Raw genomic sequence first — 24,801 nt, forward strand, 5'->3', positions numbered from 1 at the left:
CACCCCGTATGACCCGCACGGCCTGACAGGCCGTCGATGAACGTCCCGTACAACGGCGTACGGAACAGAGCGCGACGCTCGCCCTATCAAGTCCCCGACCGGACGCTGGGCGGGCGTCGCGGTGCGTTCAGCCCGGGATGTGGAACGTCTCGCCGTACACCTTCCACGTCAGCGGCGTCTTCAGCGACAGGTTCCCGTCGTAGAGGAACTGGCGCTGCGCCGTGTCGATGCGGGTCGTGTCGCGGTCCGGGTTCTTCGCCTTCATGGCCTTGCGGCGCAGGTCGAGGAAGATGTCCAGGTACGCCTTCTCCGCGCCGCCCTGGGCCGGGGTGTCGGCCTCCTCGAGCGCCGCCTCGCGCAGGCCGTAGAAGCCGCGCGGACCGGTGCCGGGGCCGTGCAGGACCATCGCGTCGTAGTAGATGAACTGGCCGAGCGTGCCCAGGCCGTCGAGCTTGGCGAGGCGGACCGCCGGTTCGAAGTAGACGCGGTCGCGCTCCTCCTCCTGGGCGTCCCGGAACGCCTTCTGGGTCGCCTCCTGCTTCCACGCCGCGGTGAAGCCGGGGTCGAGGCCCTCGTGGGAGTCCGTGCCGTCGACCTCGCGCAGGGCGGGGAGGTAGCGGGCCAGACCGTTGTCGGGGTGGGCCTTCGTGTAGCGCTCCACCAGGGTCAGCAGGTCGTGGGTGCCGGTGCAGAAACCGATGATGCCCGCCGTGTAGCCCTGGCCGTCGTCGATGTCCTCGATGTAGCCGTACTGCTCACGCCAGTTGAGCGTCGAGTTCTCCGCGCTGGCGACGATGCGCGAGGCCAGTTCCTTCTTCCCCGGTGCGGCGAGGCCCGGCGGCAGGCTCGCGATCACCTTGTCGTCCGCCTTGCGCTCCGCGGCGGACTGGCTGCCGGGGCGGGCCGGAGCGGCGGCGGAGGGGCGGGTGCCGGTGGCGGAGCCGCCCTGCTCGTCGTCGCTCGGCGACATGAAGTAGACGGCGGCCGTGGCGAGCGGAGCCACAGCGATGAAGGAGAGCACCAGACAGCCCGCGCGTTTCATGCGGCACAGAGTAAGCGAGTGTGTGTACGAGTTGTGAACCGGCGTCGCGTAGCGTCTGCGTCCATGGACACCCCAGCCCCTCACGGGCCCGCCGTACGTCTTCTGCCCGCCGCGGACCGGGCGGCCGTCGCCTGGAAGAACGGCGGCGGTGTCACGCGGGAGATCGCCGGGGCGCCGCGGGGCGCGGGCACGGCGGACTTCCGGTGGCGGGCGAGCCTCGCGGACGTCGCGGCGGACGGGCCGTTCTCCGCGTTCCCCGGCGTCGACCGGACGCTCACCATGGTCGCGGGGCAGGGCATGGAGCTGACCGTCGACGGCCGCCCGACCGTCGTCGACTTCCCGTACGTGCCACGGGACTTCCCCGGCGACGTGCCCACGGACTGCCGCCTGCTGGGCGGGCCCGTCGTCAACTTCAACGTCATGTGGCGGCGCGCCGCACTGCCGACGCCGCCGTCCGTGGCGGTGGTGCGGGGGAGGGCGCGGGTGGCGTGCACGCCGGGCGTGGGTGCGGGTGCGTTGTTCGTGGCGCTCGGGGTGGAGGGGGCTGAGGTGGCCGGGAGGGAACTGGGGCGGTTCGACGCGGTGTCCGTGGAGGGCGATGGTGAGGTTGACGTGTGGGGGCGGGGGCCGGTGGGAGTGGTGACGGGGCTGGTGTAGCCGAGGTGGAGGTGGGCGGGGTGCGGTGAGGTGCGACGGGGTCAGCCTGTCGTCGAGCCTCCGTCCACCGGGAACTCCGCGCCCGTGATGTACGACGCCGCGTCCGATGCCAGGAACACCACCAGCTCACCCACCTCCTCGGGCCGCCCCGGTCTCCCGAGCGGCAGGTGCGACCAGTCCCTGCCGCTGACGTCGGCGATCATCGGGGTGTCGATGGCGCCCGGGTGCACGGAGTTGACCCGGATCCGGTGCGGTGCGAGGTCGAGCGCGGACGACCGGGTCAGGCCGCGCAGGCCGAACTTCGAGGAGCCGTACGCCGCGTGGTTCCGGATGCCGACCAGGCCGGCGGTCGACGAGATGTTCACGATGGAGCCTCCGCCCGCCTCCTTCATGGCCGGGACGACCGCCTGTGTGCCGAGGAACGGGCCGAGCAGATTCACGCGGAGCAGCGCTTCGAAGCCCTCGTACGTTTCCTCTTCCACGGAGGCCGTGTGCCACAGGGCGGCGTTGTTGACGAGGGCGTCGAGGCGGCCGAAGCGGGTGAGGGCGGTGCGGGTGGCGTGCGCCCAGCTGTGGGGGTCGGTGACGTCGTGGTGCACGAAGACGGCGGCGTCGCCGAGGTTCTTGGCGACGGCGTGCCCTTCCTCTTGGCGTACGTCGCCGAGGACGACGCGGGCGCCCGCCTCCACGAACAGGCGGGCCTCGACGGCGCCTTGGCCGCGTCCGGCTCCGCTGATGAGGACGACCTTTCCCTCAAGCCCACGCATGCGGTCCCCTTCCTCTCCGTCACTCCGTACGCCCCGAACCCCCGGGGCTCCGCCCCGGACCCCGCTCCTCAATCGCCGGAGGGGCTTGATTGGGGCTTGGCTGGCCCCGGATTCTCGCGCCTGGCGGTGGGCCGCACGCCGCCTTGGGCAATCTGCCGCCTTGGGCGGCAGGGTGGGCAAGGCGGCGCCACGGTGCGGCGTGACGCGGACGAAGGCCCCGGCCACGGACACCCGCGCCCGGCCATGGTCATCACCCCGCCAGCACCCGCCCCCGGCACACCGCAGGTGACCCCCACGCGTCCCGCAGCGGCCGCGCCTTGCGGAGCCACAGGGAGAGGTCGAGCTCGTTCGTGTAGCCGACCGCGCCGTGGAGCTGGAGCGCCGCCCGCGCCGCCGCGTACACCGCCTCACCCGCCGCCACCTTCGCCGCCGCGACCTCCGCCGACCCTCTCGTGAGCGCCGCCCCGAACAGCAGGGGCCGCGCGAACTCCAACCCCACCAGCGCGTCCGCGAGCCGATGCTTCACCGCCTGGAAGGATCCGACCGGAACCCCGAACTGCTCGCGCTGCTTCACGTACTCCACCGTGCGCCGCACCAGCTCAAGGCCCACACCGAGCGCCTGCGCCGCCGTCAGGAACGCCGCCGTGTCCACCGCCTCCCGCACCCGCGCCCCCCGCGCCACGACCTCCCCGCCCTCGGGCACGAACAGCCGCCGCGCCGGATCCGCCGACTCCCGGAGCGGACCACGACCGGCGGCCAGCCGTACCGCCTCCCCGTCGATCACGAACACCGCGTCCGCCGCGTCCGCGTCGAGGGCGTACGGTCCCGACGCCAGCGTCACCACCGCCTCCCCGGAGGCGATCCGCGGCAGCCACTCCTTCGCCGCCTCCGCCCCGCCCGCCGAGTGCAGCAGCGCCGCCACCGCCGCCGTCTCGACCACCGGGCCCGGCACCGCATGGCGCCCCAACTCCACGTACGCCACCGCGAGTTCCACCGGAAGCGGCCCCACCCCCTCGTACGCCTCCGGGACCGCCAGGGCGAACACCCCGGCCTCGGCCAGCCGCCCCCACAGCGCCCGCCCCGGCCCGGCGTCGCCGTCCGCCCACGCGCGGATCACCGACGGGGTGTCGGCCGCGCCGAGCATCCGGTCGAGCGTACGGCCGAACTCGGTCTGCTCCGCGTCCAGCAGGAACCTCATCAGCGACGCCCCTTCGGCAGGCCGAGCAGCCGCTCGGCGATGATGTCGCGCTGGATCTCGTTCGTCCCCGCGTAGATCGGACCCGCGAGGGAGAAGGTGTAGCCCTCCGCCCACTCCCCGTCCGCCAACTCGCCGTCCGCGCCCAGCAGTTCCAGTGCCGTCTCGTGCAGCGCTATGTCGTACTCCGACCAGAACACCTTGTTCAGACTCGACTCCGCCCCGATCTGCTCATTCGCGGCGAACCGCGACGCGTTGCCGTACGTGAACAGTTGGTACGCCCGCGCCCCGATGACCGCGTCCGCCACCCTGTCCCGCAGCGCCGGGTCCGCACCCCGCTCCCGCCACAGCCGCAGCAACCGGTCCGCCGCGGCGAGGAAACGGCCGGGGGAGCGCAGCATCAGCCCCCGCTCGTTCCCCGTCGTCGACATCGCGATCCGCCAGCCCTGGCCGACCTCCCCGATCACGTCCTCGTCCGGCACGAACACATCGTCCAGGAACAGCTCGGCGAACGCCGGCTTGCCGTCGATGCGGCCGATCGGCCGGACCGTGACCCCCGGCGCCCGCAGGTCGAACATCAGATACGTGAGCCCCTGGTGCGGCTTCGCGGCCTGCGGGTCCGTGCGGAAGATGCCGAACGCCCGGTCGGCGAACGCGGCCCGCGACGACCACGTCTTCTGCCCGCGCAACAGCCACCCGCCGTCCGCGCGCACCGCCCGCGACCGCAGCGCCGCCAGGTCCGACCCCGCCTCCGGCTCCGACCAGGCCTGCGCCCAGATCACCTCGCCGCTCGCCATCGACGGCAGCACCCGCGCCCGCTGCTCGTCCGTCGCGTGGTCGAAGAGCGTGGGCGCCAGCAGATTGATGCCGTTCTGCGAGACCCGGCCGGGCGCCCCCGCCGCGTAGTACTCCTCCTCGAAGATCAGCCACTGGAAGATGTCGACGCCCCGGCCCCCGAACTCCTCGGGCCACGACACCACCGACCAGCGGTCCGCGGACAGCTCCGCCTCCCACGCCCGGTGCGCGGCGAAGCCCTCCGCGGTCTCCAGCGACGGCAGCGGCTCGGACGGCACGTGCGCGGCGAGCCACGCCCTCGCCTCCTCGCGGAACGCGTCCTGATCGGCTGTGAAGTCCAGGTCCATCCGGCGCCCACCACCTTCCCTAACAAGTGTTTGGTAGGTTACCGTACCCGCAGTGACAGCGTCGAGACCTTTCGAACCGGACTCCGCGAGGTGCGCGCATGACCGCCGAAGCCCCCCAGTACGTCCCCGGACACCACCTGCTCTACGGCCGCTCGGCCGTGATCACGGCCGCCGCCGGAGCCGGAATAGGGGGCGCCACCGCGCGCCGGTTCCTGGAGGAGGGCGCCCGCGTCGTCCTCAGCGACGCCCACACGCGGCGGCTCAAGGAGAGCGAACAGGCCCTCGCCGAGGAGTTCGGCGCCGACAAGGTCACCGCGCTGCCCTGCGACGTCACCGACGAGGAGCAGGTCGCCGCCCTCTTCGCGCACACCACCGAGGCGCACGGCGGACTCGACATCGTCGTCAACAACGCGGGCCTCGGCGGCACTTCGCCGCTCGTCGAGATGGCCGACGAGCAGTGGAGCCGCGTCATCGACGTCACGCTCAACGGCACGTTCCGCTGCACGCGCGCCGCCCTGCGCGCCTTCCGCGACACCGGCCGCACCGGCGTCATCGTCAACAACGCCTCCGTCATCGGCTGGCGCGCCCAGGCCGGACAGGCGCACTACGCCGCCGCCAAGGCCGGAGTGATGGCCCTGACCAGGACGGCGGCGATAGAAGCGGCCGAGTACGGCGTGCGGGTCAACGCGGTGGCGCCGAGCCTCGCCATGCACCCCCACCTGGTCAAGGTCACCTCGGCCGAACTCCTCGCCGAACTCACGGAGAAGGAGGCCTTCGGCCGGTACGCCGAGCCCTGGGAGGTGGCCAACGTGATGGTCTTCCTCGCCTCCGGCTACTCCTCGTACATGACCGGCGAAGTCGTCTCCGTCAGCAGCCAGCGCGCATGAGCCCCTCGCCCGAGCGGCGGCGCGAACTCCTCGCCACGGCGGCCGAGGTGTTCGCCGCGCACGGCTACGACGCCACCACCGTGCGCCGGATCGCCGACGCCGCCGGGATGCTCGCGGGCAGCCTCTACTACCACTTCGACTCCAAGGACTCCATCGTCGAGGAGATACTGCGCGGCTTCCTCGACGAACTGTGGGGCCGCTACGACACCGTGCTCGCCGCCGGACACGACCCACGCGAGACGATGCGGGCCCTGGTCACCGAGTCGTTCCGCGAGATCGACCGGCACGGGCCCGCCGTCGCCATTTACCAGAAGGAGTCGAAGGCGCTCGCTGCCAGGGACCGCTTCGCGTTCCTCGCCGCCTCCCAGCGCAAGTTCGAACAGACGTGGCTGACCACCCTCCGCGAAGGCGTGGCAGCCGGAGCGTTCCGCTCCGACCTCGACATCCGCCTCACCTACCGGTTCGTACGCGACACCGTGTGGGTCGCCGCGTCCTGGTACCGGCCCGGCGGCCGCCACAGCCCCGAGGAGATCGCCCGCGAGTACCTGGCGATGGTGCTCGACGGGATAGCCCACCCCCACCACCCCCAGCGCGTCAGGAGTTGAACAGTCATGGCCGAGGCCTACATCGTCGAAGCGGTCCGCACCCCCGTCGGGCGGCGCAGGGGCGGACTCAGCGCCGTCCACCCCGCCGATCTGGGCGCCCACGTCCTCAAGGAACTCGTCGCGCGCACCGGCGTCGACCCGGCCGCCGTCGAGGACGTCGTCTTCGGCTGCCTCGACACCGTCGGCCCCCAGGCCGGCGACATCGCCCGCACCGCCTGGCTCGCCGCGGGACTGCCCGAAGAGGTCCCCGGCGTCACCGTCGACCGGCAGTGCGGCTCCTCACAACAGGCCATCCACTTCGCCGCGCAGGGCGTCCTCTCCGGCACCCAGGACCTCGTCGTCGCGGGCGGCACCCAGAACATGTCGATGATCCCCATCGCCTACGCCTCCCGGCAGGCCGCCGAACCCCTCGGCCTCACCGAAGGCCCCTTCCTCGGCAGCGAGGGCTGGCGCGCCCGCTACGGCGACACCCCCGTCAACCAGTTCCACGGCGCCGAACTCATCGCCCGGAAATGGCGCATCACCCGCCAGGACCAGGAGGAATGGGCGCTCCGCTCCCACCGGCGGGCCCTGCGCGCCATCGACGAGGGCCGCTTCACCAAGGAAACCGTCACCCACGGCGACGTCACCGTCGACGAAGGACCCCGCCGCGACACGACGCTGGAGAAGATGGCCGGCCTGAACCCGGTCGTCGAGGGCGGCACCATCACCGCCGCCTGCTCCTCCCAGGTCTCCGACGGCGCCGCGGCCCTCCTCCTCGCCTCCGAACAGGCCGTACGGGAACACGGACTGACCCCCCGGGCCCGCATCCACCACCTCTCCGTACGCGGCGAGGACCCCATCCGGATGCTGTCCGCGCCCATCCCCGCGACCGCGTACGCACTCAAGAAGACCGGCCTCACCATGGACGACATCGACCTCGTCGAGATCAACGAGGCGTTCGCCCCCGTCGTCCTCGCCTGGCTCAAGGAGACCGGCACCGACCCCGACAAGGTCAACGTCAACGGCGGCGCCATCGCCCTCGGTCACCCCCTCGGCGCCACCGGCAGCAAACTCATGACGACACTGCTGCACGAACTGGAGCGCACCGGCGGCCGCTTCGGCCTCCAGACCATGTGCGAGGGCGGCGGCCAGGCCAACGTCACGATCATCGAGCGCCTGTGACCACAATGGGCCCGTGCCTACGAAGTCAACGAAGCCCGCGAAGAAGAAGCCCCAGCCGTCGACCGCCGCCGCACCCGAGCGGCGCGGCGAACTCCTGCACACCGCGGCCGAGGTCTTCGCCGAGCAGGGCTACAACGCCACGACCGTCCGCAAGATCGCCGACCACGCTGGCATGCTCGCCGGGAGCCTCTACTACCACTTCGACTCCAAGGAATCGATGCTGGAGGAGATCCTGCGCACCTTCCTCGACGAGCTGTGGTCCGGCTACGACACCGTGCTCGACGACGAGCTCGGCCCCAGGGAAACCCTGGAGGCCCTCGTCACCGAGTCCTTCCGCGAGATCGACCGGCACCGCGCCGCCGTCGCGATCTACCAGCGGGAGTCGCAGCAGCTCGTCGCGCAGGAACGCTTCGAGTTCCTCGCCGAGTCGCAGCGCAGGTTCGAGCGGACCTGGCTGACCACCCTGGAGCGCGGCGTCGCCGAACAGGTCTTCCGCTCCGACCTCGACATCCGCCTCACCTACCGGTTCGTGCGCGACACCGTATGGGTCGCCGCGTCCTGGTACCGGCCCGGCGGGCGCCACAGCCCCGAGGAGATCGCCCGGCAGTACCTGTCGATGGTGCTCGACGGCATCGCGGTGCGCCCGCGGGAACACGGTGCGTGAGGCGCGCGCAGGTGCGGGAGGCGTAACCCGGGACGCGCATGCTAGGCTCGACGTGTTGCAGTTTTGGTACCCATAGACTTTATGTGCGCCTGACGGGAATGTTCCTCAGGCGCATTATTGTTTTCAACCGGGGAAATCTCCCGGTTTCCGGCGTTCACCTGGGCGTTCTCGGAATGGGGACTGCTACCTGTTCTTAAGGAGAACGACATGGCCACCGGTACCGTGAAGTGGTTCAACTCGGAAAAGGGCTTCGGCTTCATCGAGCAGGACGGCGGCGGCGCCGACGTCTTCGCCCACTACTCGAACATCGCCACCTCGGGCTTCCGTGAGCTCCAGGAGGGCCAGAAGGTGACGTTCGACGTCACGCAGGGCCAGAAGGGCCCGCAGGCGGAGAACATCCTCCCCGCCTGATCTAGCTCGTAGATCACACCCGACCTCGCCGGGTCCACCCGGCGGACGTCGGATCGAGCATCACCGGGCCGGGGCCCGCACCGTCACGGTGCGGGCCCCGGTTCCTGCTGTCCCGTCCCGGAAGGCATCGCCGCATGGCCAGTTCTCCCCGCCCGTCCCGCCGCCGAGGCCCCCGTCCCGCGGCCGGGCAGCGCCGCGCCCCCGAGCAGCAGCGCCGCAGGCAACAGCCCGCGCCGCCCAGCGAGTTCACCATGCCGGAGAACACCACTCCCGCGCTGCCCGCCGTGGACAGCTTCGCCGAACTCGACATGCCGGCCGCCCTCCTGAAGACGCTCGGCGAACAGGGCGTCACCGAGCCGTTCCCCATCCAGGCCGCGACGCTTCCCAACTCGCTCGCCGGACGGGACCTCCTCGGCCGCGGCCGCACCGGCTCCGGCAAGACCCTCGCCTTCGGCCTCCCGCTGCTCACCCACACCATGGGCGCCAAGGCCGAGCCGAAGTCCCCCCTCGCGCTCGTCCTCGTCCCCACGCGTGAGCTCGCCCAGCAGGTCACCGACGCCCTCACCCCGTACGCCACCGCGCTCAAGCTGCGGCTCGCGACCGTCGTCGGCGGCATGTCGATCTCCCGCCAGGCCGGCGCGCTGCGCCGCGGCGCCGAGGTCGTCGTCGCCACTCCCGGCCGCCTCAAGGACCTCATCGAGCGCGGCGACTGCGTGCTCGGCTCGGTGCGCACCACGGTGCTCGACGAGGCCGACCAGATGGCCGACATGGGCTTCATGCCGCAGGTCACCGCGCTCCTCAAGCAGGTCGAGGCCGGCGGCCAGACGATGCTGTTCTCCGCGACGCTCGACCGCAACGTGGACCGGCTCGTCAAGCAGTTCCTCAACGACCCCGTGGTCCACTCCGTCGACCCGTCGGCGGGCGCGGTCACGACCATGGAGCACCACGTCCTGCACATCGCCGACGAGACCGACAAGAAGGCCGTCACGGCCCGGATCGCCGCCCGCGACGGCCGCGTCATCCTCTTCGTCGACACCAAGCGCTCCGCCGACCGGCTCGCCAAGCGGCTCCTCGCCACCGGCGTGTACGCGGCGCCGCTGCACGGCGGCCGCAGCCAGCCGCAGCGCAACCGCACCCTGGAGCAGTTCAAGGACGGCCGCGTCACCGCGCTCGTCGCCACGAACGTCGCCGCGCGCGGCATCCACGTCGACGACCTCGACCTCGTCGTCAACGTCGACCCGCCCACCGAGCACAAGGACTACCTGCACCGCGGCGGCCGCACCGCCCGCGCCGGCGAGTCCGGCAGCGTCGTCACGCTGGTCCTGCCCGAGCAGAAGCGCGATGTGCAGCGCCTGATGCGCGACGCCAAGATCCAGCCGCGTACGACCCAGGTCCGCTCCTCCTCCGAGGAGCTGACGGAGATCACCGGCGCGCGCGAGCCGTCCGGTGTCGCCGTCACCATCGCCGTACCGGAGCCCACTGCCCCCGCCGCCTCGACGAAGCCGCGCCGCTCGCGCCGCTCCCGCGGAGGCTCGGGCAACGGCGGATCCGGCCGCGCCGCGACCCCCGAGGGCCAGCGCTCCGCCACCCCCCGCCGCCGCTCCTCCTCCACCACCTCCACCACGGCCAACCGCCGCGGCGGCCGAGGCGGCGGCCGCGGCCCCCGCCAGGCGGCGTAGGGGCAAGGGACTCCATCCGGCGGGTGCATACAGCCCCGCCGGCGTTTGAGGCGCGCTTTTCAAGCCCCGCCGGCGTTTGAGGCGCGGGGTCCGGGGCGGAGCCCCGCGACCCCCGCCCCGGCAGGGCGCGACACCCCAGGCTCAGCGAGGCCCGGGAAGCCCCTCCAGGACAACCCGGGCCTCACTCATCACCCGCCCCACCACCTCCGCCACACTCGGCACATCCTCGATCACCCCCGCCACCTGCCCGGACGCCATCACCCCCAGGTCGGTCCGCCCCTCCACCATCGACGCCCGCAACAGCATCGGCGTATTCGCGGCAAGCAGCACCTGACCCCAGGTCATGTCCTTGCCGTGCTTCATGGCGAGCCCGTCCCGCACCATCCGCCGCCAGCTCAGCCCCGACAGCCTCCGGAACGCCGCCGCACGCCGCACCGCGTGCACCAGCGCGCGCGTACGCCCCACGTTCTCCAGCGACTCCACCAACTCCGTGCGCAGCATGCGGTGCGGCAGCCCGTCCACCGCCGTCGTCACCGTGACGTCCCCGACGCCCGCCGCGAGGTACTTCGCCTTCACCGCGTCCGGCACCGTCGAGTCCGACGTCAGCAGGAACCGCGTCCCCATGGCGATCCCCGCCGCCCCGTACGCCAGCGCCGCGACCAGGCCCCGCCCGTCCCGGAAGCCGCCCGCCCCGACCACCGGAATGTCCACGGCATCCACCACCTGCGGCAACAGCACCGACGTCGCCACCTCACCGGTGTGCCCACCGCCCTCGCCGCCCTGCACGATCACCGCGTCCGCGCCCCACGCCGCGACCTTCTCCGCGTGCCGCCGCGCCCCGATCGACGGGATGACGACGACGCCCGCGTCCTTCAGCTCGGCGATCAGCTCCCGCGACGGCGCCAGCGCGAACGAGGCGACCCGCACGCCCTCCTCGACGATCACCTTGACCCGCTCGCGCGCGTCCCCCGCGTCGGCCCGCAGGTTCACCCCGAACGGCTGGTCCGTGCGCGCCTTCACCTCCCGTACGCAGGACCGCAGTTGGTCGAGGGTCATGGTGGCGGAGGCGAGGATGCCGAGCGCCCCCGCGTTCGCCGTCGCCGACACCAGGCGCGGGCCCGCGACCCAGCCCATCCCGGTCTGCACGATCGGATGGCGCACGCCGGTCAGCCCGGTCAGCGCCGTGGGGAGCGTGAACGCGTCGGCCGCCGCGGGCGCGGCCGGGCGGGAAGGCGACGTCATACCGGCCCGACCTCCCGGTCCCGCGTCCCCTGCGGGTCGACGACCTCCCGGATCAGCCGCAGCTCCGCCGCCGTCGGCTCCCGCGTGGGCGGTACCTCGCCGCCCTCGGGGAGCGCCAGCGCGAACCCCGTCGCCTCCTGGACCTCCGCCACCGTGACCCCCGGATGCACGGACACGAGCCGCATCGCGTGGTCCGGCCCCCCGAAGTCGAGCACCGCCAGATTCGTCACCACGCGCGGGATGCGATGGAACCGCGTCGCCGACGGGCCCGCCGCGGCCGCGCTGTCGTAGCCCACCCCGCTGATCATGTCGACCTTCTCGACGAACACCCGCCGGCTGTGCTTGGGAACCCAGTAACTCACCGGATTGTTCAGCGTGTTGACGGGCGCGCCCCGCACCCCGAGAAGCTGCCGGTCCGGCCGCTCCCAGTCGCCGATGCACGAGATGTTCTGGTTGCCGAACCGGTCGATCTGGCTCGCCCCCATCATCACGTGCCGCTTCCCGCCCGTGACCATCGTTAGATGCTGCCGGTACGGAAGCCAGCCCTCCGCCGCGCCGTCGAGCCCGACCACCATCGCCTCCCCGTCGGTGAGCAGCAGCTCGGGCGCGAACGCCCGCTTGGCCAGCCGCGCCCCCACCGACGGGATCAGCCCCATGGGGCTCGCCAGCACCTCCCCGTTGTCCCGCCACGCCTCCGCGCACGCGATCACGCAGTACTCCGCGCGCGTCACACCGGTGTCCTGAGCGGTCGTCACTTCTGCTCCTCGTGCCAGGCCTGAACGGCGGACTGGTACTGCTTCTCGTCACCGCCGGGCGGCAGGAACCGCTCGGCGAACTCGGGCCAGGGCGTGCGCGCGTACAGCTTCTGGAACGCCTCGTCGCGGCCGTAGTCGGGCACGCAGGAGGTGAAGTGCGCCCCGTGGGGCGTCTCCACGACACCCGTCACCGAATGCCGCTTGACCAGCAGCGTCTGCGGCACCGCGGCCGCCCCGAAACCGTCGACCAGCTGCTCGCACGACACGTACGCGCTGTCCGCCGCCTCGCAGAACAGGTCGTCGAAGTACGGGTCGGGGCCCAGGTACTGTCCGTTGCCCGCCCGGTCCGCGCGGTTGACGTGCACCAGCGCCGCGTCCAGGCGCAGCGCCGGCATCGCGACGAACGTCTCCCCGTCCTCGTACGGCGACGTGACCGTCCGCAGTGACGGGTTGACCCGCATGACGTCCGAGCCGATGCCCGCCCGCACGGGCAGGAACGGCAGCCGGTTCGCCGCCGCGTGCAGCCCCCACATGAACATCGCCTCGTCGACCTCCATCAGCTCGAACGCGCCCCTCTGGCGGGCCGCCCGGAAGTGCGGCTCCAGCGGGATCGAGTCGAGCGTCGCGAAGGCCGCGACCAGCTTGCGGATCCTCCCGGCCGCCGCGAGCATCCCGACGTCCGGGCCCCCGTACGAGACGACGGTGAGGTCCGTGACGTCGCTGCGCAGCAACGCCCGCACCAGCGCCATCGGTTTGCGGCGCGAACCCCAGCCGCCGATGCCGATCGTCATGCCGCTGCGCAGCCGCCCGGCCACCTCGTCGGGCGTCATGGTCTTGTCCGGTGTGGTCATCGGTCGCTCTCCTGTCCGAAGGTGTCGCGGACCCGGTCGGCGACCCCGCTCAGGTTCGCCTCGAAGGTGAAGCCCTGCTCGAAGCGGTAGCTGCGGTGCACGTCGACCGGGTCGATGCCGTTCAGCGCGGACTTCGCGAGGCGGAGCAGATAACCGTCCTTGCGGGCGATCTCCCGCGCCAACTCCAGCGCCGCCTCCCGCAGTCGCCCTCGCGGTACGACCCGCCACACCGAGCCGTGGGCGTGCAGCTCCGCGGCCGTGGCCGTGCGCGACGTGTAGAACAGCGCGCGCATCAGGTGCTGCGGCACCAGGCGCGCCAGGTGCGTGGCCGCGCCGAGCGCGCCCCGGTCCAGCTCGGGCAGGCCGAACGTCGCGTCGTCGCTCGCCACGATCGCGTCCGCGTTCCCCACCAGGCCGATACCGCCGCCCAGGCAGAACCCGGCGACCGCCGCGACCACCGGGACCTCGCACTCGTACACCGCCGAGAACGCCTCGTAGCAGCCGCGGTTGGCACCGACCAGGGCGCGGTGGCCGCCGCCCGGCGAGGCCGTCTCGCGCTGCATCTCCTTGATGTCCACCCCCGCGTTGAACCCGCGGGCGCCCTCCGCCGCGGTCAGGACGACACAGTGCACGTCCGGGTCCCGGCCCGCCGCGCGCACGGCGTCCGCCAGCTCGTACCAGCCGCGCACCGGCAGCGCGTTGACGGGCGGGAAGTCGACCGTGACGACGGCGATCCCCTTTTCGGGTGAGGAGGTGGAGACACCCATGGCGTTCAGCTACCTTTCCACCTAACGTTTGTTTGGTACTCGATGACGGTAGCAGGCCGCGAGGGGCAGCGGAACGGGTCGGGACACGGACGGGAAGGGGAGCGCCATGGGCGGCGCGAGGAACAGCGGGGCGGATCTGGACGGGCGGGTCGCCGTCGTCACCGGCGGCACCAGGGGAGTGGGCGCCGGGATCGCGGACGCCTTCGCGCAGGCCGGAGCGCGGGTGATCACCTGCGCCCGCCGACCACCCGAAAAACCCATGGAGGGCTGCGAGTTCAGGCCCGTCGACCTGCGCGACGCCGCGGCCGTCGAGGACCTCTTCGCGGACCTCGACCGGGTCGACGTCCTGGTCAACAACGCGGGCGGCACACCGTACCGGCCGCTCGCCCAGGCCGACGCGGCCCGGCACGCGCGCGTGCTCGAACTCAACCTCACCGCAGCGCTCACCGCCTCCCTGGCCGCCCGCGAGAAACTCGCCGCCGCCCACGGCTCGATCGTCATGATCGGCAGCGTGAGCGGCAGTCGCCCCTCACCCGGCAGCGCCGCCTACGGCGCCGCGAAAGCGGGACTCGAACACCTCGCGCGCTCCATGGCCGTGGAATGGGCGCCCCACATACGGGTGAACACCCTGGTGCTCGGCATGGTCCGCACCGAACTGAGCGCACTGCACTACGGGGACGAGGACGGCATCGCCGCCGTCGGCGCCACCGTGCCCATGGGACGCCTGGCCGAACCGCGCGAGGTCGGCGACGCGGCGGTGTTCCTGGCGTCGGACGCCGCCTCGTACATCACCGGAGCGAGCCTGCTCATGCACGGCGGCGGCGAACTCCCCGCGTTCCTCGACGCGGCAACTGCCAACAAGGAGAGCTGAGATGACGAACAACGAGCCGGGCGTGGGACACGACACGGAACACGACCACGGGGGCGACGGACTGTGCGCGGGACGGGTGGTCGCCGTCACCGGAGCCGGTCGCGGCCTCGGCCGCGCACACGCCCTCGCATACGCCGCCGAAGGCGCCAAAGTCGTCGTCAACGACCTCGGCGTGGGCCTCGACGGCGCACCCGCGCCGGACAGCCCGGCCGCCCGCGTCGTCGACGAGATACGGGCAGCGGGGGGTGACGCGGTCGCGCACGGCGGCGACATCGCCACCCCCGAAGGCGCCGCCTCACTCGTCGCGGCGGCCGTCGACACCTTCGGACGGCTCGACACACTGGTCAACAACGCCGGGTTCCTGCGCGACCGCATGCTGGTCAACCTCGACGAGGACGACTGGGACGCCGTGCTGCGCGTCCACCTCAAGGGCCACTTCCTGCCGCTCAAGCACGCCGCCGCCTACTGGAGATCGGAGGCGAAAGCGGGCCGGACCCCCGCCGCCCGCGTCGTCAACACCTCCTCCGGCGCCGGCCTGCTGGGCTCCGTCGGACAGGGCAACTACAGCGCGGCCAAGGCCGGAATCCTCGGCCTGACCCTGGTCGCGGCCGCCGAGATGGGCCGCTACGGAATACAGGTCAACGCGATAGCACCGGCCGCCCGCACCCGGATGACCGAGGCCACGTTCGCCGACACCATGGCCGCACCCGAAGCCGGCGCCTTCGACGCGATGGCCCCGGAGAACGTGTCACCGCTCGTCGTCTGGCTCGGCTCGGGAGCCGCGGCGCACGGAGTCACCGGCCGCGTCTTCGAGGTGGAAGCGGGCCGCATCACCGTCATGGAGGGCTGGCGACCGGGACCGACCGTCGACAAGCAGGAACGCTGGACCCCCACGGGCGCCGGAGACGCCGCCCGCGACCTCCTCGCACGCGCCGCACAACCGGGAGGCGTCTACGGAGCATCCTGACGCGCACACGAAGCCGCACCCCGACGACCCACGTCGGCGCCAGCGTGTCCACCTACGCGTCCGCCTGCCTGTCCTCCTACGCGCCCACCTACGCGCCCGCCCACGTGCCCGCCTACGTGTCGCACTCCAGCACCGTCCGGCACAGCGCACACCGCGCCCGCACCCGGCCCCGCACCGGCACCCGGATCCGCTGATGACACGTCGGACACGCGAACGCCACCCGCAACCCGCCAGCACGCCCCCGCGCACCGTCCACCGCCGCCGAGAACACGTACGGGCCCGCCGGATCCAGCCCCCGCGGACCATGATCCTGCGCATACCGCCGGTCCTTCGCGTACCGCCGCCGCCCCGCCCACCCCGCGGCGGTCAGCGGAGGCTGCTGCTCGTCCCGCCGCGCCTGCGCCAACCCCTTCGCATACGCCGCATACGCCTGCGGACTCGTGAACCACGTCTCCGGACCCTCACCGAACGCCAGCGACCGCTTCGCCAGCACGTACCCGAACTCCTCCGGCGTCAGATACCCCAGCTTCTGCGACGACGCCGCGTCCTCCCGGTACGCGTCCAGCAACAGCCACCCCGCCCCCAGATACGTCGCCGCGGTGTCCGTCAGGATCTCGTTGTCCCGCGTCCCCGGCAGCGACAGATCCAACCGATGCAGATACACATGCATGATCTCGTGCGCCAACGCCGCACCGATGTCCCGGCGATGCGTACGGAACCGGTCGTTCAGCTCGATGAAGTACTCCGGACCCGCCGCCAGCTCCACACTCGCCGCATGCCGCATCTCCCGGAAACTCACGATCATCCGCGCGTCCGGCAACCGATAGTGCCGCACCAGCTCCCGCGCCACCCGCTGCGCACCCAGATACAGATCGTCGACATCACTGAACGCGACATCCGCCGGCGCGACACTCGACGCGAACGTGTGCACCGTGTCGTACGACAGCCGCCTGTAGAGCGCCGTGATCGCCGTACGCACCGTCTCCAGATGCGGATAGCCGTGCACCACCGGTCCGCCGTCCACCACGCGCGCACCCCCTGAAGGCCCCGGAGCCCGCGCCCGGACCCGGCCAGACCAGAGTACGACCGCACCCCCGCACCGGACACCACGCCAGAGCCGCCCCACAGGCCCGCACCACCGGGACGTAGGCTGATCCGTCATGACCACCAGCACGCCCCAGGACAAGCCGGCCCCCCAGACGGACCCGGCCGTGCGCGCCGAACTCGGCCGGCTGCGCGACAGCATCGACAACATCGACGCCGCCGTCGTCCACATGCTCGCCGAGCGCTTCAAGTGCACGCAGCAGGTGGGCCACCTCAAGGCCGAACACGAGCTGCCGCCCGCCGACCCCGCCCGCGAGGCCCGCCAGATCGAGCGCCTGCGCCAACTCGCCGAGAGCGCCAAACTCGATCCCGCCTTCGCCGAGAAGTTCCTCAACTTCATCATCAGCGAGGTCATCCGCCACCACGAGCAGATCGCCGAGGACACCAAACGCTGACCCGATCAAGCCCCGCCGGCGATTGAGGCGCGGGGTCCGGGGCAGAGCCCCGCGACCGAAACCCCGGTGCGGCACCACATGATCCACCCTGTCCCGATGTCGGTGGCATGCGGCAGCATGACCGCATGCCCGTACTGACGCGCAGCGAAGCGCAGACCCGAGCCCGGCTCCTCGACGTCCACCGCTACACCGTCGCCCTCGACCTCACCGTCGCGGACGACACCTTCGACTCCCACGCCGAGATCCACTTCACCGCCCACACGGCCGGAGACACGTTCGTCGAGCTCAAGCCCGCCGCCCTGCGCTCCGCCACCCTCGACGGGCACCCCCTCGACCCCGCCACCCTCACCGACAACCGCCTGCCGCTCACCGGCCTCACCGCAGGCCCCCACGAGCTCCGTATCGACACCTCCATGCGCTACTCGCACACCGGCGAGGGCATGCACCGCTTCACCGACCCCACCGACGGCGAGACCTACACGTACACGCAGCTGTTCATGGAAGACGTCCAGCGCGTCTTCGCCGCCTTCGACCAGCCCGACCTCAAGGCCACCTTCGACCTCACCGTCACCGCCCCCGAAGGCTGGACCGTCCTCGCCAACGGCATCACCGAACACCTCGGAGAGGGCAAGTGGCGCGCCGCCACCACACCCCCGCTCTCCACCTACCTCGTCGCCGTCGCCGCGGGCCCCTGGCACTCCATCCGCACCGAACACCGCGGCCTGCCCTTCGGCCTGCACTGCCGCCGCTCCCTCGCCCCCCACCTCGACGCCGACGCCGACGAGATCCTCGACGCCACGCGCGCGTGCTTCGACCGCTACCACGAGAAGTTCGAGGAGCCCTACCCCTTCGACTCCTACGACCAGGCGTTCGTCCCCGAGTTCAACGCCGGCGCCATGGAGAACCCCGGACTCGTCACCTTCCGCGACGAGTTCGTCTACCGCTCCGCCGTCACCGACACCGAACGACAGACCCGCGCCATGGTCATCGCCCACGAGATGGCCCACATGTGGTTCGGCGACCTCGTCACCCTCAAGTGGTGGGACGACATCTGGCTCAACGAGTCGTTCGCCGAGTACATGGGCTACCAGACACTCACCGAAGCCACCCGCTACACCGACACGTGGAATGACTTCGGCGTCGCCCGCAAATCCTGGGGATACGACGCCGACCAGCGCCCCTCCACCCACCCCGTCGCCCCCGAATCCGTGCCCGACACGGCCTCCGCCCTCCTCAACTTCGACGGAATCTCCTACGCCAAGGGAGCCTCCGCGCTGCGCCAACTCGTCACCTGGCTCGGCGAGAAGGACTTCCTCGCCGGCATCAACACCCACTTCAAACGCCACAAGTTCGGCAACGCCACCCTCGCCGACTTCATCGAATCCCTCGCCTCCGGCACCGAACGCGACGTCCACGCCTGGGCCGACGCCTGGCTGCGCACCACCGGCGTCGACACCCTCACCCCCGCCGTCACCGAGACCGACGACGCCTGGACCCTCACCGTCGACCGCACCGGCAGCCGCCCCCACCGCATCGCCCTCGGCCTCTACGACCACGCACCCGCCGACGCCCGCGGACTCGTCCTGCGCGAACGCCTCGACGTCGAAGTCCCCGGCGACGGAGCGGCCCGCACGTTCCACGGCCCCCGCCCCGCCCTGATCGTCCCCAACGACCAGGACCTCACCTACACCAAGATCCGCCTCGACGCCGCCTCCCAGGACACCGCCCTGCGCGGCCTCTCCGGCATCCCCGACGCCCTCACCCGCACCGTCCTGTGGAACGCGCTGCGCGACATGGTCCGCGACGGCGAACTCGCCCCCGCCACCTACCTGGAGACCGTCGCCACCCACCTCCCCGAGGAGAGCGACCTCGCCCTCGTCCAGGGCGTCCTCGCCTTCGCCCACGCCCAGGTCGCCGACCGCTTCACCGACCCCGCGGACCGCCCCGAGGCCCTCACCCTCATCACCGCCCTCTGCGAGGACTTCATCCGCCGCACCGAGGACGGCAGCCACCCCGGGCTCCGCCTCACCGCCGTACGCCACCTCATCGACGCCGCCCGGCACGCCGACGTCATCCGCGACTGGTACGACTCCGGCGCCGTCCCCGGCGGACCCGAACTCGACCCCGAGCTGCGCTGGCGCATCCTCGGCCGGCTCAGCGTCCTCGGCGCCGTCGACGAAGCCGTCATCGAGGCCGAACTCGCCCACGACCCCAGCGCCTCCGGGCAGGAGGGCGCCGCCCGCTGCCGCGCGTCCCTGCCCGACCCGCAGACCAAGGCCGAGGCCTGGGCCGCGATGTTCACCACGAACCCCGACGACGACCTGTCCAACTACCTCTTCACCGCCACGGCCCAGGGCTTCTGGCAACCCGAACAGACCGACCTCCTGCGCGGCTACGTCCCCCGCTACTTCACCGACGCCACCGCGCTGGCCGCGCGCCGCGGACCCGCGATCGCCGAGGCGGCGGGACGCCACGCCTTCCCGGTCTACGCCATCGACGCGGACACCCTCCGGCTGGGCGAGTCCCACCTCGCCGACGGCCCCTCGGCCCCCATCCCGTCCCTCCACCGCAAACTCACCGACCAACTCGACGACCTCCACCGCGCACTCCGCGTACGCGAGGCGTAACCCCCCGGCACCGCCGCAACTCCTGCGGCGGTGCCGCCCTTTCAAGCCCCTGCGGCCTTTGAGCAGATCCAGCCCGTCGGCGTTTGGGCAGATCCAGCCCCGCCGGCGTTTGAGGCGCGGGGTCCGGGGCGGAGCCCCGCGACGTAGGCCGGGCCGACCGCACCGTCCCCGGCCGGGGACACCCACCCGCAACCCGTACGCCCCCCGTAGCACACGCCCACCCCACCCCACCCCCACCCATCCCCCTTTCGGGTCACCCTCGCCGGAAAGGCACCCGCATCGGCACGCAAACGGCAAGCTGATGCATCACGTACGCCTACCACCCAAAGGACCCGTATGCGCAGCACGCCGCCCCTCGCCGGAGGCACCCAAGGCCCCGACGCCCTGCGGCCCCTGCTCGCCACCGTCCTCGACGCCCTCCACAAAGGCGCCGCCCACCGCGCCGGCCCCCTCCCCGCCGGCGGCCCCGACGCCGTCACGGCACAACTCCACCACCACGTAGGGGAGTTTCTGCCCACCCACGGCACCGGCCCCGAGGAAGCACTCCGCACCCTCGTCACCGCCCTCACCGAAGGCGCCGCCGACCCCGCCGACCCCCTCTGCGCCGCCCACCTGCACTGCCCACCGCTCGCCGTCGCCACCGCCGCCGACCTCGCCGCGAGCGCCCTCAACCCCTCCATGGACTCCTGGGACCAGGCCCCCGCCGCCTCCGCCCTCGAAGCCCTCCTCACCACCACCCTCGCCCACGAGGTCTACGGCCCGCCGAACGACCCCCACGGCGAGGACCCGCGCCCCACCCCCGACGCCCTCGTCACCACCGGCGGCACCGAAGCCAACCAGCTCGCCGTCCTCCTCGCCCGCGAAACCACGCCCCCCGCCGCCCGCCCCGTCCGCCTCCTCGTCGGCGCCAACGCCCACCACAGCCTCGCCCGCGCCGCCTGGCTCCTCGGACTGCCCGAACCGGTCACCGTGCCCGCCCCCACCGGCACCCTCGACCCCGCCGCCCTCGACGAAGCGCTCGCCGCCCTCCCCGGCCCCACCCTCGTCACCGCCACCGCGGGCACCACCGACGCCGGACTCATCGACCCGCTCCCCGAGATCGCCGACATCTGCGAGCGGCACGGCGCCCGCCTCCACATCGACGCCGCCTACGGCGCGGGCGCCCTCTTCAGCCCCCGCGAAGCCCCCAAACTCCACGGCCTCGCCCGCGCCCACACCGTCGCCCTCGACCTGCACAAACTCGGCTGGCAGCCCGTCGCCGCCGGCATCCTCGCCGTACGCGACACCACCGAGACCACCACTCTCGGTCACCAGGCCGACTACCTCAACGCGGACGACGACACCGAAGCCGGACTCCCCGACCTCCTCGGCCGCTCCCTGCGCACCACCCGCCGCCCCGACGTCTTCAAGACAGCCGTCACCTTCAAAGCCCTCGGCCGCGCCGGCCTCGCTACGCTCGTCGACCAAGTCGCCGCCCTCGCCCACCACTTGGCGCACCTCGTCGACGGACACCCGCACTTCGAGCTGTACGACACCCCCACCCTCACCACCGTCCTCTTCCGCCCCCGAGGCGCCACCGACGAGCACCTCGCCGCGATCCGACGCGACCTGCTCACCGAAGGCCGCGCCGTCCTCGGCCGCGCCCGCATGGACGGAAAGCTCTACCTCAAAGCCACCCTGCTCAACCCGCACACCACCCCCGAAGACCTCACCGCACTCCTGGAACTGGTGGAAGGAAAAAGCCGCCGATGACCGCCGCGCCCACCCCCAACCCCGCAACGCCGCCCACCGAAGCACCCCGCGACCTCGTCGGCATCGGCATCGGCCCCTTCAACCTCTCCCTCGCAGCCCTCGCCCACCCCCTCACCGAACTCGACACCGCCTTCTACGAACAACGCCCCGACTTCCACTGGCACCCCGGCCTGCTCATCGAAGGCGCCACCCTCCAAGTCCCGTTCCTCGCCGACCTGGTGACCCTCGCCGACCCCACCAGCAACTGGACCTTCCTCAACTACCTCAAGACCCGCCAGCGCCTCTTCCCCTTCTACTTCGCCGAGCGCTTCCACATCCAGCGCGCCGAATACGACGCCTACTGCCGCTGGGTCAGCGAGAACCTCCCCGGACTGCACTTCTCCCACCAGGTCGACGCCGTCCGCTGGAACACCGAACGCTCCCTCTTCGAAGTCGACTTCACCCAGCTCGACGCCGACGGCGAAGCCGAAGCCCTCGGCCGCACCTACACCAAGAACGTCGCCATCGGCGTCGGCACCGCCCCCTACGTCCCCGAACCCCTCAAACCCCTCGCCGACGCACCCAGCGTGCCCGTCGTCCACTCCGCCGACTACCTCACCCACCGCGAACGCCTGCTCGCCGCCGAACACATCACCGTCATCGGCAGCGGACAGTCCGGCGCCGAGATCTTCCTCGACCTGCTCCGCTCCCGCCCCGCCGGCCGCGAAAAGATCCACTGGCTCGCCCGCAGCGAAGCGTTCGCCCCCATGGAATACAGCAAACTCGGCCTCGAACACTTCACCCCCGACTACAGCCACTACTTCCACCACCTGCCCGAAGCCGAGCGCGACCGTCTCGTGCCCGCCCAGTGGCAGCTCCACAAGGGCATCGACGCCGACACCATCGCCGCCATCCACGAAGAGCTCTACCAGCGCACCCTCACCGGCGGCTGGCCCGACGCCACCCTCACCCCCGGAGTCAGCGTCCGCACCGCCGGCCGCGTCGCCACCACCAAGGTCGAACTCCACCTCGAACACCGCCAGCAGGGCACCCGCTCCCGCCTCACCACCGACGCCGTCGTCCTCGCCACCGGCTACAAGGAGCGGCCCCTCAGCAGCATGCTCGCCGGACTCGACCCCTACCTGCGCCGCGACCGCTCCGAACGCCCCCGCATCGACGACCGGTTCCGCCTCGTCCTCGACGAGACGGTCCAGGGCTCCGTCTACGTACAGAACGCCGAACGCTACACCCACGGCGTCGGAGCCCCCGACCTCGGTCTCGCCGCCTGGCGCAGCGCCACCATCCTCAACGCCCTCACCGGCAAGGACCCCTACCCGCAGCCCCGGCGCACCGCCTTCACCACCTTCGGCCTCACCCCGCACGAGAACCGCGCCACCCTGCCCGGACAGCAGACAAGGCAGCGCGGCACCATGGTCAAACTCCAGGACTGAGAGCCGAGCGGCTCAAGAGGCGAACACCGGCGTCCCGTCCCGCGTCAGCTTCCAGTCCACCGAAGCGAAGTCCGCCGGGTCGAGGACGCCCTTCGCCGTCACCCACTCCGCGATCCGCGTCCGGATCTCCGTCGACTCCGACCACAGCTCCTTCGCCCCCGCCACATGCGGGAACGCGCCACCGCCGTTCGCCCGGTAGTTGTTCACCGCGAACACGAACTGCGCCGCGTCGTCGAGGGTCTTGCCGTCGAACATCACGTTCTTGATGCGCGCACCCGGCGCCTGCGCGATGTCGATGTCGTAGCTCAGCCCCGACACGTAGTCGTAGTTGTAGTCCGGCCGGTTGTTCGCGTTCGTCAGCTTGTCCACGTCGACCGCCGCACCCGCCGCCGTCCGCACGAAGTACTCCGCCGAGTACTCCAGATACGCCCGCACCTGCGCACCCGTCAGCAACTTCGCCACCAGCGTGTTGTCGTACACGTACAGGCTCGACAGATCCCGGATCGTCACCTCGCCCGCCGGAATCTCCGACGTGCGCGAGAACGGCGACGCCTGCGACAGCACCGGCAGCGACGCGTACTCCGTCGACGCCAGCGCCTTCGTCACCACATCCGCCTGCACCTTGTTGATCAGATCGATGATCGGCGCGTCCTTGTACCGCGCGTCCACCGTCGTCAGCGTCTGCTTCGCCGTCCCCACGACCTGATTGACGTACGCCACGACCGCCTCGTGCTGCTCACCCAGCAGCTTCGTGATCTCCGGATCGTCGGCCACCGAGTTCGTGTTCCGCAGCGACGCCTTGACCGACTCGACGGTCCAACGGCCCTTCTCCCACACCAGGTCGAAGTCGAACAGCGTCAACCGCTCCGCGTAGCACAGCGGTTCCGACAGGACGACCGTCCTCCCGGTCTTCTCGTTCGTCACCAGCTGCTGCTCGATCTCCACATGCGCGTGCCCGACCAGGATCGCGTCGATCCCCGGAACCTGCTTCGCGATGTTCGCCGCCGCGTTCTCCACATAGGGCACCTGATCCCCGTACGAGGACTGCCCCGACGCCCCCGAGTGCGCCGACACCACGACGACGTCCGCGCCCATCGACCGCAGCTTCGGCACCCACTTCGCGGCCTGCTCCTCCAGCCCCGGGAACTTCAGCACACCCTGCACATACGCCTTGTCCCAGATCGCGATCCCCGGGTTCGTCAGCCCCAGGACCGCCACCTTCACATCCTTGCCGTGCGGAGTGCGCAGCCGCTTCATGAAGTACGGCGGGAACGCCGGCTTCTCCGTCTTCGCGTCCACCGCGTTCGCACCCAGCAGCGGGAAATCACACTGCGACTCGAACTTCCGCAGCGTCCCGATGCCGTAGTTGAACTCGTGATTGCCCAGCGCCACCGCGTCGTACCCGATCGCGTTCATCGCCCGCGCCATCGGATGCACCGGACCACCCTTCGCGGTGATCGGATCCACCTTCGCGTAGTAGTACGTCAGCGGGGTGCCCTGAATCGTGTCGCCCGCGTCGAGGAGCAACGTGTTCCGCCGCCCCTTCTCCGCACGCACCTGATCCACCAGCGTCGAGACACGGGCCAGCCCCTGCGCGTTGCCCGCCGCGTCCGCGTAGTCGGCGTTCTTGAAGTAGTCCCAGTTGAACACGTGCCCGTGCAGGTCCGTCGTGCCCATCACGGTGAACGAGTACCGCTTCTTCCGCTTCCGCTCGGGCGCGGCGACGGCCGGCGAGGCCACGGCACCGGACAGCGCCACCCCCGCGCCCGTGGCGGCGGATCTCCCCAGAAAGGACCTGCGGTTCAACGGCATCGAGGACTCCTCGTC

Annotated in this window: 23 protein-coding genes; 13 read left to right on the forward strand and 10 right to left on the reverse strand. The window is 71.7% G+C overall.

All coding sequences use genetic code 11. The annotated features are described in order from the left end of the window. Nucleotides 1–127 precede the first annotated feature (127 nt). A complete protein-coding gene (locus ACYBSK_RS08175) occupies nt 128–1,042 on the reverse strand; it encodes a chitosanase (protein WP_460245631.1) in 915 nt (304 codons plus the stop codon). Between the two features lie 63 nt (nt 1,043–1,105). Between ACYBSK_RS08175 and ACYBSK_RS08180 the strand changes: the two genes are divergently transcribed. Next, the gene (locus tag ACYBSK_RS08180) at nt 1,106–1,699 is read left to right on the forward strand and encodes a HutD/Ves family protein (protein WP_460245632.1); all 594 of its coding nucleotides are present in this window, start codon (nt 1,106–1,108) and stop codon (nt 1,697–1,699) included. 41 nt (nt 1,700–1,740) lie between these two features. Here ACYBSK_RS08180 and ACYBSK_RS08185 read toward each other — a convergent pair whose 3' ends face one another. The 3 genes from ACYBSK_RS08185 to ACYBSK_RS08195 all read right to left on the reverse strand — a co-directional run bounded on the left by ACYBSK_RS08185 (nt 1,741) and on the right by ACYBSK_RS08195 (nt 4,803). Continuing rightward, nucleotides 1,741–2,466, reverse strand: a complete 726-nt coding sequence (locus ACYBSK_RS08185; protein ID WP_460245633.1) for a glucose 1-dehydrogenase — start codon at nt 2,464–2,466, stop codon at nt 1,741–1,743. Between the two features lie 250 nt (nt 2,467–2,716). After that, a complete protein-coding gene (locus ACYBSK_RS08190) occupies nt 2,717–3,664 on the reverse strand; it encodes an acyl-CoA dehydrogenase family protein (protein WP_460245634.1) in 948 nt (315 codons plus the stop codon). Then, a complete protein-coding gene (locus tag ACYBSK_RS08195) occupies nt 3,664–4,803 on the reverse strand; it encodes an acyl-CoA dehydrogenase family protein (protein ID WP_460245635.1) in 1,140 nt (379 codons plus the stop codon). Before ACYBSK_RS08195 ends, ACYBSK_RS08190 begins: the two co-directional genes overlap by 1 nt. 98 nt (nt 4,804–4,901) lie before the next feature. Between ACYBSK_RS08195 and ACYBSK_RS08200 the strand changes: the two genes are divergently transcribed. From ACYBSK_RS08200 to ACYBSK_RS08225, 6 genes are all read left to right on the forward strand, one after another. Further along, the gene (locus ACYBSK_RS08200) at nt 4,902–5,690 is read left to right on the forward strand and encodes an SDR family oxidoreductase (RefSeq protein WP_460245636.1); all 789 of its coding nucleotides are present in this window, start codon (nt 4,902–4,904) and stop codon (nt 5,688–5,690) included. Beyond that, entirely contained in the window at nt 5,687–6,295 is a 609-nt protein-coding gene (locus ACYBSK_RS08205) for a TetR/AcrR family transcriptional regulator (RefSeq protein WP_457476209.1), read from the forward strand. The genes ACYBSK_RS08200 and ACYBSK_RS08205 overlap by 4 nt, the downstream gene beginning before the upstream one ends. Nucleotides 6,296–6,301: 6 nt before the next feature. Beyond that, nucleotides 6,302–7,459: an acetyl-CoA C-acetyltransferase gene (locus tag ACYBSK_RS08210; RefSeq protein ID WP_460245637.1), complete on the forward strand. Its 1,158-nt coding sequence runs from the start codon at nt 6,302–6,304 to the stop codon at nt 7,457–7,459. 13 nt (nt 7,460–7,472) lie between these two features. Then, on the forward strand, nt 7,473–8,123 hold the full coding sequence (locus ACYBSK_RS08215) for a TetR/AcrR family transcriptional regulator (RefSeq protein WP_460245638.1): 651 nt from the start codon (nt 7,473–7,475) through the stop codon (nt 8,121–8,123). 207 nt (nt 8,124–8,330) lie between these two features. After that, nucleotides 8,331–8,534, forward strand: a complete 204-nt coding sequence (locus tag ACYBSK_RS08220) for a cold-shock protein (RefSeq protein WP_005318814.1) — start codon at nt 8,331–8,333, stop codon at nt 8,532–8,534. A 134-nt stretch (nt 8,535–8,668) separates the two neighbouring features. Then, nucleotides 8,669–10,213, forward strand: a complete 1,545-nt coding sequence (locus tag ACYBSK_RS08225; RefSeq protein WP_460245639.1) for a DEAD/DEAH box helicase — start codon at nt 8,669–8,671, stop codon at nt 10,211–10,213. 141 nt (nt 10,214–10,354) lie between these two features. Here the strand turns inward: ACYBSK_RS08225 and ACYBSK_RS08230 are convergent, their stop codons facing one another. Genes ACYBSK_RS08230 through ACYBSK_RS08245 form a run of 4 tightly spaced genes read right to left on the reverse strand, consistent with a single transcriptional unit; the run spans nt 10,355 to nt 13,828 of the window. After that, nucleotides 10,355–11,455 carry an NAD(P)H-dependent flavin oxidoreductase gene (locus ACYBSK_RS08230; protein ID WP_460245640.1) on the reverse strand — a complete coding sequence of 367 codons (1,101 nt, stop codon included), beginning with the start codon at nt 11,453–11,455 and terminating at the stop codon, nt 10,355–10,357. After that, a complete protein-coding gene (locus ACYBSK_RS08235) occupies nt 11,452–12,210 on the reverse strand; it encodes a CoA-transferase subunit beta (RefSeq protein WP_460245641.1) in 759 nt (252 codons plus the stop codon). The genes ACYBSK_RS08230 and ACYBSK_RS08235 overlap by 4 nt, the downstream gene beginning before the upstream one ends. After that, the gene (locus ACYBSK_RS08240; RefSeq protein WP_460245642.1) at nt 12,207–13,061 is read right to left on the reverse strand and encodes a CoA transferase subunit A; all 855 of its coding nucleotides are present in this window, start codon (nt 13,059–13,061) and stop codon (nt 12,207–12,209) included. Before ACYBSK_RS08240 ends, ACYBSK_RS08235 begins: the two co-directional genes overlap by 4 nt. Next, nucleotides 13,058–13,828: an enoyl-CoA hydratase family protein gene (locus ACYBSK_RS08245; RefSeq protein ID WP_460245643.1), complete on the reverse strand. Its 771-nt coding sequence runs from the start codon at nt 13,826–13,828 to the stop codon at nt 13,058–13,060. The genes ACYBSK_RS08240 and ACYBSK_RS08245 overlap by 4 nt, the downstream gene beginning before the upstream one ends. Before the next feature lie 106 nt (nt 13,829–13,934). On the opposite strand from ACYBSK_RS08245, the gene ACYBSK_RS08250 reads away from it, so the two are divergent. Next, nucleotides 13,935–14,699, forward strand: coding sequence for an SDR family oxidoreductase (locus tag ACYBSK_RS08250; RefSeq protein ID WP_460245644.1), 765 nt, complete (start codon nt 13,935–13,937; stop codon nt 14,697–14,699). 1 nt (nt 14,700) lies between these two features. Then, nucleotides 14,701–15,666, forward strand: a complete 966-nt coding sequence (locus ACYBSK_RS08255) for an SDR family oxidoreductase (RefSeq protein WP_460245645.1) — start codon at nt 14,701–14,703, stop codon at nt 15,664–15,666. A 112-nt stretch (nt 15,667–15,778) separates the two neighbouring features. Here the strand turns inward: ACYBSK_RS08255 and ACYBSK_RS08260 are convergent, their stop codons facing one another. Then, nucleotides 15,779–16,693 (reverse strand): hypothetical protein, encoded by a 915-nt coding sequence (locus tag ACYBSK_RS08260; RefSeq protein ID WP_457476219.1) that lies wholly within the window; start codon nt 16,691–16,693, stop codon nt 15,779–15,781. Between the two features lie 133 nt (nt 16,694–16,826). On the opposite strand from ACYBSK_RS08260, the gene ACYBSK_RS08265 reads away from it, so the two are divergent. The 4 genes from ACYBSK_RS08265 (at nt 16,827) to ACYBSK_RS08280 (ending at nt 22,974) form a co-directional block, all read left to right on the forward strand. Beyond that, nucleotides 16,827–17,165, forward strand: a complete 339-nt coding sequence (locus ACYBSK_RS08265) for a chorismate mutase (RefSeq protein WP_457476220.1) — start codon at nt 16,827–16,829, stop codon at nt 17,163–17,165. 125 nt (nt 17,166–17,290) lie between these two features. Then, on the forward strand, nt 17,291–19,792 hold the full coding sequence (pepN, locus tag ACYBSK_RS08270; protein ID WP_460245646.1) for an aminopeptidase N: 2,502 nt from the start codon (nt 17,291–17,293) through the stop codon (nt 19,790–19,792). 336 nt (nt 19,793–20,128) lie between these two features. Beyond that, complete coding sequence (locus tag ACYBSK_RS08275) at nt 20,129–21,544, forward strand: pyridoxal phosphate-dependent decarboxylase family protein (RefSeq protein WP_460245647.1); 1,416 nt, start codon at nt 20,129–20,131, stop codon at nt 21,542–21,544. Then, nucleotides 21,541–22,974 (forward strand): lysine N(6)-hydroxylase/L-ornithine N(5)-oxygenase family protein, encoded by a 1,434-nt coding sequence (locus ACYBSK_RS08280; protein WP_460245648.1) that lies wholly within the window; start codon nt 21,541–21,543, stop codon nt 22,972–22,974. Before ACYBSK_RS08275 ends, ACYBSK_RS08280 begins: the two co-directional genes overlap by 4 nt. A gap of 12 nt (nt 22,975–22,986) precedes the next feature. Here the strand turns inward: ACYBSK_RS08280 and ACYBSK_RS08285 are convergent, their stop codons facing one another. After that, nucleotides 22,987–24,786 (reverse strand): bifunctional metallophosphatase/5'-nucleotidase, encoded by a 1,800-nt coding sequence (locus ACYBSK_RS08285; RefSeq protein WP_460245649.1) that lies wholly within the window; start codon nt 24,784–24,786, stop codon nt 22,987–22,989. Nucleotides 24,787–24,801: the final 15 nt, after the last annotated feature.

The sequence above is a fragment of the Streptomyces sp. BYX5S genome (genome assembly GCF_054724165.1).

Bases quoted from the DNA above. Each gene is read 5' to 3' on its own strand.
- ACYBSK_RS08175 (WP_460245631.1), bottom strand. From the start codon at position 1,042: ATGAAACGCGCGGGCTGTCTGGTGCTCTCCTTCATCGCTGTGGCTCCG.
- ACYBSK_RS08180 (WP_460245632.1), top strand. From the start codon at position 1,106: ATGGACACCCCAGCCCCTCACGGGCCCGCCGTACGTCTTCTGCCCGCC.
- ACYBSK_RS08185 (WP_460245633.1), bottom strand. From the start codon at position 2,466: ATGCGTGGGCTTGAGGGAAAGGTCGTCCTCATCAGCGGAGCCGGACGC.
- ACYBSK_RS08190 (WP_460245634.1), bottom strand. From the start codon at position 3,664: ATGAGGTTCCTGCTGGACGCGGAGCAGACCGAGTTCGGCCGTACGCTC.
- ACYBSK_RS08195 (WP_460245635.1), bottom strand. From the start codon at position 4,803: ATGGACCTGGACTTCACAGCCGATCAGGACGCGTTCCGCGAGGAGGCG.
- ACYBSK_RS08200 (WP_460245636.1), top strand. From the start codon at position 4,902: ATGACCGCCGAAGCCCCCCAGTACGTCCCCGGACACCACCTGCTCTAC.
- ACYBSK_RS08205 (WP_457476209.1), top strand. From the start codon at position 5,687: ATGAGCCCCTCGCCCGAGCGGCGGCGCGAACTCCTCGCCACGGCGGCC.
- ACYBSK_RS08210 (WP_460245637.1), top strand. From the start codon at position 6,302: ATGGCCGAGGCCTACATCGTCGAAGCGGTCCGCACCCCCGTCGGGCGG.
- ACYBSK_RS08220 (WP_005318814.1), top strand. From the start codon at position 8,331: ATGGCCACCGGTACCGTGAAGTGGTTCAACTCGGAAAAGGGCTTCGGC.
- ACYBSK_RS08225 (WP_460245639.1), top strand. From the start codon at position 8,669: ATGGCCAGTTCTCCCCGCCCGTCCCGCCGCCGAGGCCCCCGTCCCGCG.
- ACYBSK_RS08230 (WP_460245640.1), bottom strand. From the start codon at position 11,455: ATGACGTCGCCTTCCCGCCCGGCCGCGCCCGCGGCGGCCGACGCGTTC.
- ACYBSK_RS08240 (WP_460245642.1), bottom strand. From the start codon at position 13,061: ATGACCACACCGGACAAGACCATGACGCCCGACGAGGTGGCCGGGCGG.
- ACYBSK_RS08245 (WP_460245643.1), bottom strand. From the start codon at position 13,828: ATGGGTGTCTCCACCTCCTCACCCGAAAAGGGGATCGCCGTCGTCACG.
- ACYBSK_RS08250 (WP_460245644.1), top strand. From the start codon at position 13,935: ATGGGCGGCGCGAGGAACAGCGGGGCGGATCTGGACGGGCGGGTCGCC.
- ACYBSK_RS08255 (WP_460245645.1), top strand. From the start codon at position 14,701: ATGACGAACAACGAGCCGGGCGTGGGACACGACACGGAACACGACCAC.
- ACYBSK_RS08265 (WP_457476220.1), top strand. From the start codon at position 16,827: ATGACCACCAGCACGCCCCAGGACAAGCCGGCCCCCCAGACGGACCCG.
- pepN (WP_460245646.1), top strand. From the start codon at position 17,291: ATGCCCGTACTGACGCGCAGCGAAGCGCAGACCCGAGCCCGGCTCCTC.
- ACYBSK_RS08275 (WP_460245647.1), top strand. From the start codon at position 20,129: ATGCGCAGCACGCCGCCCCTCGCCGGAGGCACCCAAGGCCCCGACGCC.
- ACYBSK_RS08280 (WP_460245648.1), top strand. From the start codon at position 21,541: ATGACCGCCGCGCCCACCCCCAACCCCGCAACGCCGCCCACCGAAGCA.
- ACYBSK_RS08285 (WP_460245649.1), bottom strand. From the start codon at position 24,786: ATGCCGTTGAACCGCAGGTCCTTTCTGGGGAGATCCGCCGCCACGGGC.